The organism is Legionella anisa (genome assembly GCF_001467525.1).
Taxonomy (GTDB): Bacteria; Pseudomonadota; Gammaproteobacteria; order Legionellales; family Legionellaceae; genus Legionella; species Legionella anisa.
This window is the reverse complement of sequence record NZ_LNXS01000054.1, coordinates 167,762-183,578: the sequence shown is the minus strand read 5'-3', so window position 1 is coordinate 183,578 and position 15,817 is coordinate 167,762. Positions and strand designations below refer to the sequence as shown.

Below are 15,817 nucleotides of genomic sequence, written 5' to 3'. Positions count from 1 at the left end.
TTCCTCTTAATGAAGTATAAATACATGAGACAAAGTTATTTTTGTCGTTAAATTTCGGAGCTCATAGATATTATGGAAAAATTCTTTTGGTTTTCTCTCCCTATTACCTTGATGATTGTCTATTTATTTGTACGTGCCTTCATGGGGAAACCAATGAAAAGAAGAGACATCAATATGATCTCGGCAATCTATTTGATTTTTTATGTACTCATTACTGCCGGGTTGGGGCTATTTTGGGTAGCACGCATGGATTTGCCTGCCTTTGATTTACATTATTTGTTTGGCTATTGTTTACTATTTTTAGTTTCTGTCCATCTTTGGTTTCAACTTCCCTTGGTTTTTCACTGGCTAAAAAAAAATAGCCCCTCAGTTCTGCTTGATGAAACACAGACTCAATGGAAGCCATGGATCAAAAAAATCTTTTTAATTGTCATAATGCTAATCGCTTATTTCGTGATAACGACAATCGTGTATGAATTTATTAGACCAGCAACAATCCCCCTTATAGAGAATAACCCGGAAACACCGAGTGGTCATCGAATCTGGTTTACCACTGGAGAAAAGAAAGTAGACTCTATTAGTTATATCCACCATCATGGGGACCTCACTCGCAGTGCTGTGTTTGGCCTCAGGTTTAATATTGCCAAACCTGAGGAATTTAAAAACTATCCCAATTATCCAGTGACTGCCCTACCGACACCTAGCAATCGTTCAGGCACTTCGTTGAGTCAAAGCTTATCCCCAGTGCAATCAAACTCGGTAACTTCTTTGAGTTTACAGAATTTATCGAATGTTCTTTATTATACAAACGGAATAACAGATAAGTTAAATTATCCTGGCGTGCATTTATTGCTGCGCGCCGCCGCATCAGCAGGTGCACTATATCCCAATGATATATACGTTGCTGCAATCAATGTAAAAGGACTTAAGCCTGGTATTTATTATTACCACCCAGCAAATCATAATCTGACGCAAATTGGTAATCAGCAATCACTTCAATCACTTTCTCTGGCAAGTCCTTATCCGGACATACAAAAAAATGCCTCCGCCATTATTATTATCACGGCCAATTTTGACCGTACTATTTGGAAATATCGGGAGCGTGCTTTTCGCTACATAGTGCCAGATGCCGGGCATATTTTAGGCAACCTTGGAGTTGTGGTCTCATCCATACTGCTACCTTATGTAAGTACATCTTTTTTTGATGATGAAAAAATGAAGACAGTCTTGGGGCTATCACCACAAGACGAGGGCGTTTTATCGATGGTTGTGCTCGGAAAGAATAAGCTCACTGAATTCGTAACAATACCTCAATTCACTCCAGTGGTTCTGCCCAAAAAGATTCAAGATATCGAACTGACGCGTCTTTCCTATAAGCTAACCTCAGTTCAATGGAAAAAAGGATTGATGAAAGCTCCCAAAATTGACGTAACAAAATATCAGGATGATATACCCACTGCAGATGCGCTTATTCAATTACCATTTGGGTCCATAGCGGAAGAAGATACCTTTACCGTTATTAAAAGTCGCCGCTCATTTCGGCAGTTTTCCGACCAAGAGGTGAGTCTTGACGATTTTGCAGGTGTAATCCGCGAGTCTTTTGCTCCCCTTAGAAATCCACATAATGTTGAAGAGGGAAGTCGTGTGGAACTGTTCGTAATCGTCTCTAAAGTAAAAGACTTAGCCCAAGGTGTTTACCGGTATATTCCTGAAAAAGCCGCTTTAGAGAAAATCAGAGAGGGTAATTTTTCAAAAAAAATATATCAAGCCGGGCTTTCTCAGGAGCTTCTTGAACGAGCAGCCTTTGTTATTGCCTGGAGCGTTGATCTCAGTCAGATAGGTACGTTGCATGGAGAAAGAGATTACCGGTATGCCAATTTAGAATCTGGTATAGGTGGAGAAACAACCTATCTTGCCGCCGAAGCCCGTGAATTAGGAGCTTGTTCCGTAGGCGCATTTTATGATGATGAATTGCGAGATCTCCTTAACATTAGAGAAACGGCGAAACATGTGCTCTTATTAACTGCGGTGGGCAATAGATAGGTTCTCAAGGGGAAAGTAGGGCGGCTTTTTGACCTAACAATTTTAAAGCGCATTGCTATAGGCAACGAGTTGTTATCATCATTTCAATATATTACAAAAAAAGTTAAACTTGAGTAAAGCAATATGACAAAGGCGATGACTGTGCTTCGAATTTTTTTAAAATTAAATAAGTTATTTCTAAGCCTCATTTTTATTTCCCTGTCATGCTCGGCAGCTCAATCTCCTTTTATAATCGGTGCCGGTATTTACGATATTACAGGGGCAGCTGCTGAAATCAACATGTTAGGGTATGCACAGCTGCAACAATACGCCCAAGGTATACACTCCCGTCTCTGGTCTCGAGCGTTTATCATTGCCTCACCAGATACAGGAAAGCGTGTGGTTTTTGTGAGTGCAGACCTGGGTATGATTTTCCAATCGATAAAGCAGGGAGTTATCAAAGAACTCCAAGATCAATACGGAGACTTATATAACGATAAAAATGTCATGATTAGTGCTACGCATACCCATTCTGGCACGGGAGGATATGCATTTGAGCACTTGTATAACTTTACAATACGTGGATTTTATAAGAAAAATTATAAAGCGGTTGTGAATGGAATTGTGCAATCGATCATTCGCGCTCACCAAAATCTTGAACCGGGTAACATTTATATTGAAACTTCCGAACTTACCAATACGAGCAAAAATCGCTCCGTAAGCGCCTATTTAAAAAACCCTGAAGAAGAACGCAATCAATATGAACATGACACCGATAAATCATTCACACTGATTAAGCTAGTTAATGAAAAAGAGGAGCCTATAGGAACCATCAACTGGCATGCTGTACATGGTGTGTCAATGAGCAATAAAAATGTACTTATTAGTGGAGATAATAAAGGTTATGCATCTTATCTTTTTGAAAAAAGCATGCAGAGTGATTATCTGAACCCTAAGACCTTTGTGGCTGCATTTGCTCAAGCCAATGAGGGTGATAACAGTCCAAACATCTTTGACAGTTCGTCTGATGGCGACTGTGATAAAATGACGTGCCTGGACATTCAACATACCTTCATCATTGGTGAGCGGCAATACAGAAAAGCGAAAGAATTATTTGATGCAGCGAATACACCGATTGGCAAAGGTGTTGATTATCGCCATCAATATCTCGATATGGAAAATACCTCTGTGGGATCCGAGTTCACTGGTGGAGCCGAGGAGCATACCTGTCGGGCCACTCTGGGTTATTCTTTCGGTGCTGGCACTACTGATGGTCCTGGTTTAGAGATTTTTTTTCATCAAGGTCAATTAGAAACCGATCCTTTCTTTGTTTTTATACGCGACATTATAAAGCAACCCACTCCCTCGATGATTCGCTGTCAGCAACCAAAACCCATTCTTCTTGCTGTTGGCCTCAACGAACCAGCATGGGTGCCTCATAATATGCCTGTGCAAATCTTCAAAATCGGTGATTTAGTGATTGCTGGTGTTCCTGGCGAATTTACTACCATGTCCGGCCGAAGAATAAAAAATTTATTACATGAGGCCTTTCTCGTGCCAGAAAAACATGTGGTCATTGCTGGGCTTAGCAATTCTTATGCAGGATATATCACGACACCCGAAGAATACATGCAACAAAATTACGAAGGGGGTTTTACAGTATTTGGTCCATGGACTTTACCTGCGTACCTGCAAGGATTGAAACAAATCGCCCTAGATATGATTTACCAGCGAGAAAGTGATCCAGGTCCCTTACCTGAAGATCTAAGTGATCATACCGGGAACATAATTCCCTCTGTAGTATTCGACGATGTTCCCCCAACGCTAAATTTTGGTAGTGTTCACTTAGAACCCGAGGAACAGTATCAGCGCGGAGAGCTTGTGCATGTCATTTTCTGGGCCGGTCATCCAAGAAATAATCTTGAAACCATGAAGGGTTTTCTGGAGGTACAACGAAACGCTGGTGGAGAATGGCAAACAATAGCCCATGATTGGGATTTTAATACGGTTTACCGATGGGAACGAATCTTTATTGCCTATGCCTATGGTCATGTATATTGGAAAATTCCAGCTGATGCAATACCAGGAACCTATAGGATTAAGCATTTAGGCCATTATAAATACGGTTGGAATCAACAAATCTATCCTTATGAAGGGATATCAAAACCGTTTAAGGTGATTTAACAGTTATCGTAGCCCGCATTGAGCGAAAGCGTAATGCGGGACTCTCTCCATTCCTTACCAGGTTCTTCTCACAGGACGATCAGATTTATTAGTGAGGTCCTTTCGTTACAATGGTTCCAGTCTTTTGCGAGCCCAGCAATAGCTGCCCAGTTCGTTCTTTAGTAGACGCAGTCGTTTTGAAAAAACCAGCCTTAGGGAGATTTATTTCCGGTGATTCAATTTCTTTTATTATTGCATCAATCAGTTTTTTGTTGTCTTAAATGTGATGTCGCTATGCTGAATCATTTCTTCTACGTCATTAAAAAAACTGTTGGGTAAACATTCGGCAATTAAATTAAGATACCCGCGCTTAATCATTTCTTCTAATCGTTCTATGGAGACAGAAGGAATGAGATATTTTTGCCCTGACGGTTGTGATAATTCTTTAAAGAGTAGCTGGACGTGTTTCGTATTACGGATTCATCTTCGCCAAATGTTTTAGCAGGAGTTAGTTTATTCATTTGTCGAACAAACTTATCTAGTTCCTGTTGGGCTTTTACATCGAGAACATAGCAGACATGATCTTTCCATAGACGAGGCATTTCTGATTAACTATAAATCAAAATGGATTGATTTTCTTCTTTCGATCTGCTTGTGTGCACGTTGTAAGGAGGTAAAATAAAGATGAGAATGGATATTTCAACCAGGATCCAATGAGAATGTACAAATAGCCCCTGGCTGCAAGCAGCTAGACTACAGCTAGAGGAATTAATCTAAGTGTAGGTTGGGCCTTGGCCCAACAATAAGTCATATCTCAAACATAAAAGACGTTGGGCCAAGGCTCAACCTACAGCTCGTTTAACTTAAACTCATTGATGCTACAGTAGGTTCTTCCAGTTTAGCTCCTTCTTTCTTTAAGCTTAAGAGCTGCTTTCCTAATTCATCTCGTTTGACTTTATTATTCCAAATTAGGAGATGAGTTTTATTCGATATTTCTGTTTTAATAGTACTAATTTGTTCCGGAGTAAGTTCCTGTGTATGACGATAATAAGCATAAAGTTGAGCACATATCTCCTCAATTTTTTTCTCTTCACTTAGCTCCTCGTTCTCCGGCTGTAGGTGGAAATCAATCACAGAACATAATGTAGCTCGTACATTGTTCATATGAAACGCTGAAAAAAATGCACGATAATAAGTACTGTTGCGAACAAATACAGGAATAATTGGATTTTGTAAACTCCAGAACCCATCAAGTCGAACAACATGAATAGGAATTTTATTCATCAATGCAAGCTTGGCTGCTCCTGCGTAGACTCTAGGTGGTTCTTCGCCTAGTCGTGCAAAATTACCTTGAGGGAAAAGTGCGACACAGCCCTGTTCATTAAGTGCTTTACTCGCTTGTTCTAATGCACCGGCATTGGCAGATCGTCCATCACTTTTAGTTGAATTTGCATCTACCGGTATTGCTTTAAACATCTTCAGAAAAGAAGAAACACCGGGCATAGCATCAAAAGCAGTTGTGGCAAGAAAACGAGGTGGTGTGCCCTTCATTTTTGAGGCAAGGACAACTGCTTCCCATCCAGTTCGATGTGGACCTACTGCAATGAGTTTACTTTCTTTTTCTGCATTAGTAATCTCTAAATCGCCACTTTTTGTATGCATCATACGCGTCATAACTAGCAAAAGGCCGGCTATTATGCGGGCAAAACGATTTTCATAGTTAAGGCGATTGTTCGACTCAGCGAATCGTGCAATCGCATACGTCACTGCAGCAAGAGCAGCAAGCAGCAACAATATAGTATAAGCACTCGACACAGAGTCATCATTATTATCAATTTTGCCGTACATGTTAATTTACTCCTTTAAAGACTATATATTAGATACAAGATTGTATTTCTGTGATTAGTAAATTTAATCACATTTCTTTAATTTTTTTGGACTTCGCTGAGTGTACTTTTTAATGCTCTTGAACTTTGATCTCATTAAAAATACACATAAAAACAATGCCTTATTGCTTAACATAAAAATAAATCAATATAAGGGCAAGCCCTAGCGAAGACTTGCTATAGTACGTTTAAAATGGTTGTTGTCAATTCGTCTTAAAATGAAAGGTTGAGACATTTGGCAGCAAGTGTCGGTCGAGCTTGGGGGGTTAGCTCGTAGGTACAACGTTTAACACAACCCGATTTTTTAGTTCGTCATTTTTAGGTATTTTTTTAGGAGCTTGAAAAAAGCTGTTTCTCGATTTACTCGAAGTAAGTGTTGGGGCTAATTCTGTTGTTGGGCTGTTTAGTGTAGTTAAAATCTTAATGGCTTGAATTCGGCTAAATTCTTTAAACAACTGAGTATTAATGAAGACCAGAGCCCTTTTCTCAATGATAGGGTATTCTTTCTTAAATTCGATAGCACCTCGGAGCATTAAGGTTAGAGTTTCTCTTTTATAAATATTAAAATAAATGTTTTTTATTTTATTTTGGGTCTCATAGAGCTGGACACATGCATGATTAAAATCAACAATAGCTTTTGGGATTTTATTATTTTCTCTAAGTCTTTTATATTGTCTTTTCGTGGGTACAATCCCTTGTTTTTCTAGTATTTTCAAAGAAGTTACATAATTGGTTTTTTCATTACTTGAGTATTTTTCAGAGAGAGCATCTTTTTGCTGATTCCTTGGATGAATTAATAATTTTCGAAGTTGTTTTTCCAGTGCATACAAAGTGGGCCTATGTCCCGGCTTAGGGGCGAGACATAATTGAATGAGACGATGGATATCCTGGGATGGCTTTATCAATACAGATTGCATCATAGAACCTAGAGCGTAAACATCCATGCTTTTTCGGGCAGGAATTGGCGTTTTCGACCAACATTCTGGTGCAATTTGGGTGTATTTCTTTTTTTTTGATATCCGATCTTCGTTATTGTTTACAAAAAAGATATTAGGATCGAGCAGCTTATTTTCCTTTACAGAAATACCTCCATCCAGTAAATAACTTTTACCAGAGCTTATGTCATAATGGATATTATCCGCTTTTAAATCCAACACAATATATCCCTTATTATGACAATCTTTTAATGCTTCAATTGCAGAAATAAAAAGTTTTATTTGTTGCCTTTTGTTAGCAAAACTCAGCTTCTCATAGGGTATGCCAACAATATAAGGAAGCACCAGACGATAAGTATCCTCTTGTTCTATTAATTCAATATTCTGTTTAGGGTAAAGCGTTTTGAAAAAATTATATTTATTATAAACTTCTTTAAAATCAATATCATCCTGATCCATAGGCTTAAGTACGGCGCGTGATCTTTGACCATCAGCGGATTGAAATTTTCTTGCTCTGGCGTACGTTCCAGAACCAATGGTTTTTTCTGGATAATATTCTGTTTCTCCTTCACTTTCGTAACATGATTCCTCAGAATTATTATCATCATGGAATTTATAGTTTTTTGGCATATCCTTTGCCCTCTCTTCACTGAATTCCCTAAATCAATTTTGCTTATTTTATAGGATAAAGTCCATTGAGTGATAAAAAAATACTCTGATTTTTTTCAAATGCACCTAAGTGATAGTGAACTGAATTTTTTGGGTCGAACGACCTGAGGTATCGTCACCTCTTTCCATACATAAGATTTATTAATAATCAATATTAATGTTAATAATACACTTTGTTCTAAGTTTATGTCATTCCCACGCAGGCGGGAATCCATTCCACAAACAGAGTAAGGAACTAATTTGATGGATAGATTCCCACCTGCGCGGGAATGACACGATATACAATCGATATGCTCATTAAAAGACCAATGAGCTGCTCAAAAAAAGTGATGATCCATCAGGTCGAACGACCCAATCTACGTGCTTCCAAGTATAAAATAGAAAAAGGCAATTAAAGTTCAAAGCCGGGAGTTTGTTGTTCAGCAAACATATTGGTGTATGCTTGATAAAATGCAGCCATGGCCGCTACTCCAAACGCTACAGTGACTGCAGCCTTTATTGCGTGTCTTTTAAAAAACGCATATTGTTCCATTTTATTCTCCAAAAAACCGATAATTTTATAAATAATTGCTCTTTATGTCAAACATTTAACCTTTTATTGCAGCACGTAGTTGGGCTCAATTACAGTTCTTCGTAAATCAGGACTTTTTGTAGTGCCAGATGTTTCAGAGCATGCTCATTAACCTCAATTCCAAGACCTGGCTTTTTAAAAGGTATTCTCATGCCCTGAATGTAAGGAGACTGAGTAAAAATGGGTTCTTTTAAATCCTGAAATAAGAATAAATCACTGTCTAAATCAGTAAATGCGACATTAGACATTGATGCTGCAAAATGAATACCTGCTGCAACGCTTAAAGGCCCTTCCAGCATGCTGCCCACCATAACTTTTAATCCGGCTTCAAGGGCTCTTTGTGCGAGAAGTCTTGCCTTCCAAATTCCACCTGCTTTTTGAATCTTGATATTAACTCCATTTACAGCCTTCATGCGAATCAGTTTTTCCAGCTCATCCATGCCCACCATGCTCTCATCAGCATAAATATCGACTCCATCAAACTGGCTTTTAATGTCACATAATCCTTGATAATCATGCTTTTCCACGGGCTGCTCAATAGCAATAATTGTACCTAAAATCGATTGTATTTCTTTTAAAACGTCAATCGCTTGATGTGAATCTTTAAAGGATTGATTTGGATCAATAATATAAGCCACATTTTCGGCAAATACGTCTTTAATTACTCGTGCTATTTCAGGATTAATTTTATCATTATCCAGTTTAATCTTAATTAATTGGACTTGAGGATGATTTTGAAGAATACTCAACGCATACTCTTTAGTTTCTTTCAAACCTAAAACCGGTATAGTCAAGCTATTAGGCGAGAGATTCTTCTCATTACCAAAAAGCTCATATACAGGTTTATTTTTGATCTTACCAAGTAAGTCATGAAAGGCACTATCCAAAGCAGCAGCCGCATGAAAACTGTTCATATTGTCTTGAAGAAGCTTATAAAAAACGTGTGGCGCGTCGTCAGGATTGATCGCATAACGTTTAAACTCTTCTAACTGAGAAACTACATAATCATAGGTTTCGCCAGTAGAAAGTGCAAACGGCGCTGCCTCACCAATACCAATAAAATGATTATAGTGAAGTTGAACTAAAATAGTTTCTAAATGAGTCCAGGTATATGTAGCAATAGAAAATGGTCGTGGCAATTTATATTTAAGCCGATACATTTTTAATGAAGCTAAATCCATATACCAACACTCCTTATAAGAAATACTATAAAAGACTTCTATAGTGTTTATAACACAATATTATAGCAAGTAGGTTGGGTCATTTTGACCTGAGGGATCGTTAGTTTTATTTAAATTTCACTCCGTACAGCGCTTTATGCGCAAGTACGGAGGCGAAAAAAATATTGGAGGTTATTTTGCTAATTGAATTCTGTGCTTAAGCTAGATTTTTTAGGGGGTGTTTGATTTTCCCGATCATCATGAACCTTAAAAAACGATGTTGTAGCTCTTTTTAGTTTCCTTGTCTCTTTATCTGTAATCTCTTCTGGGAATATAAATGAATTATTTTTTTTAAGAGCAGGTCTATTCTGATCTACTCCTTTTTTTCCGAAGAATCGTTCCAATAGACTAGGTGCTTTTTCTTTGGTTGGCGCGTGCTGCAGTGTATGCCGAGGAGTTAGGCGTGGGGATTGAGCTGGGCTGTATGATGATGGTTCTGAAATGGTCTCTGTTCGCTCTCTACCTTTATTATTAGAAAATGTTAGTTCCTCAGATTTATCATATAACGTTACGGTGTCCTTTTTTGTATCGCATAAAAGTACTAAGTCTTTACACGTTTTCTTGATATCTTTATTTTCTATAGTACTCAACACGTGTATCGTAATTAAATATTCTGGGAAATTAACATCATCAATGCGCTGTGTAAGATTATTTTTGATATCCTCTAATATCCCTTTTGCCGCACTTTCAATGACCAATTTGCCTTTTTGCGACGTATCATCCATTAATTTAGTAACAAAAACTCGCAGTGCATTTTGTAGTTTTCCTTCATTCACCCCTTCACCAAGATTCCGGTATCCTTTTCCTTGCCTTGCACTATGAATGTCAGCAGCTAAACCACTAATTGCCTCTTCTTTTTTTGACCCTTTTTTCATTTGTAGTATTTGAGCGATGCGAGTTTCCAAGCCCCTTTCCAAGGTTCTCATCTCATCATTAAAGTCAAAATAAATAGTTCCCTTTTCTGGGTTACTTTCTGAGCCTAAAAAATGTTCTAGAGTATTCCAGGAATTATTAATTATCGTAGCAAACACAGCTACTTTAGCAGTCAGGAGGTTTCTTCTTACTAATAGTTCAGCGCGTTCAGATTCAGTGAATACTCTTGCGAAATCATCAGTAATTCTTTGGTTTTGTCTGTTGAGCCAACTTTGTTGTATTCTATAAATAATGGCACTGGCGATTTGATCATGTACCTTTTGGATTTCTTTGCTTATCTCTTCTTCTGTTGCCTCGCTATTTTCAGATTTAACCCGCGTTGCTATTAATTGAACTTGCTTTTCCCAGAAGTTTTGCCATGCTTCATTCTCTTGAATAGGCTCGAAAAAAAATTTATAAAAAGTTGCTTTGGTATGACTTAGGTTCGTTTCGTTTACTCGAGGCTTCCATTTATCGAAGAGTTCGCCAAATAATTCGAGTACTTTGTCCTCACATAATATTTCTAATAGCTCCGTAGGTGCTTTTATCTGAACATTTCCCAGGGAGGGTGTAAAAAATAACCTTCCATTTAATTTATTTAACAGTTCACCTACATCTTTACCTCTTGCCGGTGTGTATTTCAGAGCATCTGATGTATACTCTAAATATTCGACGATTATCTCAGCCGTCTTTTTCATTGCAAAATCTCCATTTTTAGTCCATGTTGTTTTATAGTTGGTGCCATAGTACCATTCTATTTCAGCAAAAGGCAGCAATCTCTGCTCCAAATCAGACCAAACCTTTTCAATAGATAAAAAATGAATTTGAGAAATTCGGGGTCTTGAGAGTATCGTTTTTTATAGATAAAGCAAACAGAGCAGCTGTCTTTGACGTTTCAATTTCAAGACAGTTGCTCTGTTTGCTTTATTGCGTAATCCTGGGATGTTTGCAGATAAACACGCTGCAAAAGCTAGTCACGCAAGGGCTTTTATTGCCGCTATTTCCTTTAACGGGCACATTCATGTTATGAATGTGCAATTTGCCACTGACCATTCATGAAAAAGGGTTGCGTCCACTGTATTTGTAACTGTTCGTTTTGATCCTTAAGTGATTTCGTTAATTGATTTGCACGCACGGTAACTGAATGATTCGAACTATCAATTTTTTTAATGGAGATTAAATTGCTTTGTTGATAGTTAATGAATTGCGGCAACACGATCTCAACGTTAGCGTCTTTTGCATCAACATTAATAATACAATCATCAAGATTAGCTACATACTGCATGTTTTCACTACTGTGAATTGTCCTGTGCTTACAATGATTTGTTGAGGATACCAAGAGCTCATTTGCATTATATTTTTTAGTTTGGGTGAGGCGATTCAAAAACTCAGCAAGATCACCACTATAGCCACATAAGTTAATGCGAATGAAGGCATCTGTAGCGCCCATCGCGTTACCATTATCTACTGCAAAATTGAGATCTTTGAGCAGAACCTCCTCTCCAGTCATTTTTGCAATGTCTGGACTATTGAGCTTTGCAAAAAAAGTAGGACTGCCTGGAATACTTATGACTTCTGTTCCAGGATAGCGCTTAAGCATCTCTGTTTTGACAAGGTTATGCCGCTTTACAATAGTATTAAAGGCATCGGTGCGCAGGGCTTGTCCTGCATCGGGAAGTGCGACCAGAGCAGACATAAGATTCAACGCTTCAGCAACGCCTGGAGTGCTTTCTCCTGTCGTTAGCTTCCAGGTATAGGAAAAGAAATTATGAAAAATACTGGCAGCATATGAATCACTCATAGGAAACCACATATAACCAAGGCGATATCCCGGTTTTCCAAGTGCTTTGGAAACAGAATTAAACGCTAAAACATGCTTGCCTTCATTCCTTGCCTTAGTAAGCCAAGCAATATTGTCTTTAATATATCCCGTACCATCACTACCATAGGATGGTGAAGAAAAAACTAAATCAGCAATGATGATGTTTGCTTGCGTATAGGGTTTGCGAAAAGTGCCGTCAGGATTATTGGGTGAAGTTACAAATTCAACCACGGTTTCATTTGGTTTTGGCTTCACTTCACTCGGATCGTTAAAACCCTGAAATCGTGCATTGGGATAGGGTCGAAAAGTCACTGCATGCTCATGAAATGAATAATAAGGGATCTTTTCAACAAAAAGAAACTGTTTTTGTGGTTCTGTCGTTGCAATCGCATAGACTAAGGCAAAAATAATTTGCAGGGATCCATTCGATGGACAAAAGGCATAGTTTGTTTCACGTGGATCAAAAAACAATTCTTTATTACCAATGCGTGCATGATAAGTACGAAGCGTTTGATCTACCTCATTAAAAAAAGCCATGCTTGAAGGGATGAGTAGGCTTTTTTCACCGGGTTGCCCTAAATAAACAGCACTGTCAAAAACATGCACCGCAGGAGGATTAAGTAGGCCATAACGCTGGTACAACTCAGTGAACATCGGCGTTTCGTTTGGCCGCATGTAAATTAAAGGATCAGAGGCATTGGCTGAGGCAGTAACAAATACAAACAATAAAAAAATCCTAGACTTAAATACTGTCTTCAAAAAATTCGTTCTAAGCATCAACCAATCTCCTATAAATAAGCTCCCTTTACACATAGTTACAATAAGACCACATAGGGTCAAGTTTTTTATTTATCAGATTGACACAAAAACTCTTTAAATTTGTAATGTATTGCATAGCCCGTATTACGCTTTGCTAATACGGGTTGCACGTGCTATTTTTCAATGCCCTAAATTGTCTTCTCATAAAGAATTCTCTGCGAAGTAAAGAAACACTAGCCTTTTGTTAAACATCCTATTACTCTAAAACGTACACAAAAACGTCCAATTAAAAGGGAACAAATTAATAAAAAAAGGAGATTTAGTATGAAATGTTCAGCACATGTTGCCTTGGTTTTTACTTCAATTTACCTTTTTAGTATATCTACAGCCTATGCCATGCAGTTTAATATCCATGGTAAGAAAGCAAAAAATCTCTACAATGTACTCACAGGCCCTAAGGTTCAAGAAGACGGGGCGGCGGGACATTTGTACCGTAAGGGAAAAAGCATTCTTTGTCGATATACCAATGCCGATATGACCAAAAATGGAAAAGAAGTTCCTAAAAAAGCAGCATGTCGTTATGCTTGTTCAATTCATTTTGACCACAATGGGTTCGCTTCTCCCGGACTAAATCCCAAATAGATTAGGAGTAGGGTGGATCATTTGACCTAACAAATTTAAAATGATTCTGTTGGGTCAAAATGACCAGCCTACTTACTAGTAACATAGAGTCATTACATGATGAGGGAACCATTTATATGTGTAATAAATTATTCGTTTTATTAATGGGGATTGTTTCTATTTCTTGTCATGCAACAGGTGGGTATCCCTGTGCACCAAACAAGGTCAAAGAAATAAATCGCGCAATTAAGAATTATATCGTCAAAACCGATGTATCTTCAAAAGACGTTACTATTGCCGCAAAAAAATGTGTAGGAAACTACGCTTATGCTGAAGTAACCCCGAATAAACCCATTACTGATACTGCTATGGTATATTTGCATAAAGAAGGCAAAGGCTGGAAGGTTATGAATTGGGGGACAAGTTTTGATGAAGCATTCTTAGCTAAATTACCTAAAGAATTGAGAAATCCTTAAATTACCACAAGGCGACATTGCCTCACTGTATTAATACCAGCACGTTTAACCTTGATGAAGCATAGTGTAATCAAGGCGTTGTCTCAGAAGCAAAATATTGCGTCACTTCCTTAAGTGGCTTCCCGAATGCTGCCGAAGGTGCGGTAATTTGCAATAAGGCGGCTAACGTAGGAGCTATATCCGTAGTTTTGGTTAAATTCATGATACGTTTAGGTTGAAATGCAGGATGAGCAAATAACAAAGGAACATAACTATCATATTGCCAAGGCGAACCGTGATCGATATCTGTTTGATCGGGAACAAGGGTATTGGGTGGGAAAACAAGGTAAAGATCACCTACTCGATTTAGAAAAACCATCCTGTTTACTTTGTCACTCAACCAATCCTGAGAAGCGGAGTGTACAGGTAAACTATAGGCTTGAAAAATACCTTTTTGTTGACGTAAAACACGAAGCAACTTATTACTCACATCTTGATAAGCGACATGCTGCTCGTCAATGAGGGCGTGGTTAAGATAAATGTAAGGTAACTCAATGGATTGAATCGTCTCTTCGGGTAAATTAAATTGTTCTGCTAAAGTATTTGCAATGAGCATGCGTAGGTCTTTAAGTGTTAAAGGGGAAGCGGTCTTAAAATGATTGGCCTTTAAGTAAGGAGAGGAGTTAGCTACTCCATGATCGGCAGTTAAAACGATTAAAGTATTTTTAAGACCGACTTGCTTATCAACTGCGTGCAGAAGTTTTGCTATGGTATTATCAAGACGAATTAAATTATCTTCTGACTCCAGGCTGTTAGGACCGAATTCATGTCCCACTCCATCTACTGCCGAAAAACTGATAGCCAAATAATCTGTTTGCTTATTATTGGTACCGATCTTTTCTTCTTGTAGTAATTTTATAGCAAAATCGCCAGTTAATTCATCAATCTTCGGCATCGCTTCTAAAATTTCAAAATAACTCGGTTCCGTAGGTTCTCCTGTATGATGAGGGAAGTTTTGTTGAAATTCTTTAAAGCGATAACTCGTTATTTTATTACTTAAAGACCAGGTTTCATTTTGGGGTGAATAATGTTTATTCCAGTCAACAACCCAGCTTGGATAAGCGGAATAATAATAGGTGCTGGTAATAAACCCTCCATTTTTTTTATCAAACCAAAATGCTTTACCTGCATGACCCGCTAAAATAATGGCAGCACGATCTTTATACGAAATACCAAAAGCTCGCCCTTTTTTGGCTAATACGATCTCATCGCTTAGGGTTGAGGCCATTAAGTTCTGAGGAGAACGACCTGTCATGGGTTTTTTAGTATGAATGGTGGGAAGAATTTTACTCTTTAAGTCTTTGACACAAGATTCTGTTTTCTGAGTTTCTCGATTAAACCAACTATTTGCTATGATGCCATGAAAAACCGGATCCGTACCGGTAGCCAGGGTAGCATGTCCAACACAGGTCACCGTATTCGCATGAGCATGATAAGTATTTTGAAAATTTATCCCATGAGCAAAAAGATAATTAAAACCATTGGAACTAAATTTATCTTGATATTGCTGAAGCAAATCGCCACGCAATTGATCAATAACCACCTGTACAACAAGCAAAGGTGGGCTGGCGTTTGCCAATAAACTGGCTAACGAGAAGAATAAACTCATTATTTTTTTCATGACTAAATCCCTTTACCAACACGCTCGATACTAGGTCTGTTGACAATTTATCAAAAACGCCCTACGTATCGCGCTTTTATGCGCAGCCCTAAAAATCCCTT

General features: G+C 38.2%; 11 protein-coding genes. 4 read left to right on the top strand and 7 right to left on the bottom strand.

Annotation, left to right across the window (positions count from 1 at the left end):
• Positions 1 to 72: 72 nt before the first annotated feature.
• Both Lani_RS17290 and Lani_RS17285 read left to right on the top strand, forming a co-directional pair.
• Entirely contained in the window at positions 73 to 2,043 is a 1,971-nt protein-coding gene (locus Lani_RS17290) for a SagB/ThcOx family dehydrogenase (protein WP_019234125.1), read from the top strand.
• Between the two features lie 141 nt (positions 2,044 to 2,184).
• Positions 2,185 to 4,206 (top strand): neutral/alkaline ceramidase, encoded by a 2,022-nt coding sequence (locus Lani_RS17285; protein WP_160163611.1) that lies wholly within the window; start codon positions 2,185 to 2,187, stop codon positions 4,204 to 4,206.
• Between the two features lie 837 nt (positions 4,207 to 5,043).
• Here Lani_RS17285 and Lani_RS17280 read toward each other — a convergent pair.
• The 6 genes from Lani_RS17280 to Lani_RS17260 form a co-directional block, all read right to left on the bottom strand.
• Positions 5,044 to 6,033: a lysophospholipid acyltransferase family protein gene (locus Lani_RS17280; protein ID WP_019234127.1), complete on the bottom strand. Its 990-nt coding sequence runs from the start codon at positions 6,031 to 6,033 to the stop codon at positions 5,044 to 5,046.
• Positions 6,034 to 6,337: 304 nt separating this feature from the next.
• Positions 6,338 to 7,636 carry a protein kinase domain-containing protein gene (locus Lani_RS17275; protein WP_019234128.1) on the bottom strand — a complete coding sequence of 433 codons (1,299 nt, stop codon included), beginning with the start codon at positions 7,634 to 7,636 and terminating at the stop codon, positions 6,338 to 6,340.
• Positions 7,637 to 8,066: 430 nt separating this feature from the next.
• Complete coding sequence (locus Lani_RS20345; RefSeq protein ID WP_019234129.1) at positions 8,067 to 8,207, bottom strand: hypothetical protein; 141 nt, start codon at positions 8,205 to 8,207, stop codon at positions 8,067 to 8,069.
• Between the two features lie 89 nt (positions 8,208 to 8,296).
• Positions 8,297 to 9,427, bottom strand: coding sequence for a mandelate racemase/muconate lactonizing enzyme family protein (locus tag Lani_RS17270; RefSeq protein WP_019234130.1), 1,131 nt, complete (start codon positions 9,425 to 9,427; stop codon positions 8,297 to 8,299).
• A 179-nt stretch (positions 9,428 to 9,606) separates the two neighbouring features.
• Positions 9,607 to 11,076, bottom strand: coding sequence for an RNA-binding protein (locus Lani_RS17265; RefSeq protein WP_127908217.1), 1,470 nt, complete (start codon positions 11,074 to 11,076; stop codon positions 9,607 to 9,609).
• Between the two features lie 326 nt (positions 11,077 to 11,402).
• A complete protein-coding gene (locus tag Lani_RS17260) occupies positions 11,403 to 12,926 on the bottom strand; it encodes an aminotransferase class I/II-fold pyridoxal phosphate-dependent enzyme (RefSeq protein ID WP_160163612.1) in 1,524 nt (507 codons plus the stop codon).
• Positions 12,927 to 13,283: 357 nt separating this feature from the next.
• Here Lani_RS17260 and Lani_RS17255 point away from each other — a divergent pair, with 357 nt between their 5' ends.
• Both Lani_RS17255 and Lani_RS17250 read left to right on the top strand, forming a co-directional pair.
• Entirely contained in the window at positions 13,284 to 13,601 is a 318-nt protein-coding gene (locus Lani_RS17255) for a hypothetical protein (RefSeq protein WP_019234133.1), read from the top strand.
• A gap of 116 nt (positions 13,602 to 13,717) precedes the next feature.
• Positions 13,718 to 14,056 (top strand): hypothetical protein, encoded by a 339-nt coding sequence (locus tag Lani_RS17250; protein ID WP_019234134.1) that lies wholly within the window; start codon positions 13,718 to 13,720, stop codon positions 14,054 to 14,056.
• Positions 14,057 to 14,126: 70 nt separating this feature from the next.
• On the opposite strand, the gene Lani_RS17245 is transcribed toward Lani_RS17250, so the two are convergent.
• Positions 14,127 to 15,716 (bottom strand): alkaline phosphatase family protein, encoded by a 1,590-nt coding sequence (locus tag Lani_RS17245; RefSeq protein ID WP_019234135.1) that lies wholly within the window; start codon positions 15,714 to 15,716, stop codon positions 14,127 to 14,129.
• Positions 15,717 to 15,817 lie beyond the last annotated feature (101 nt).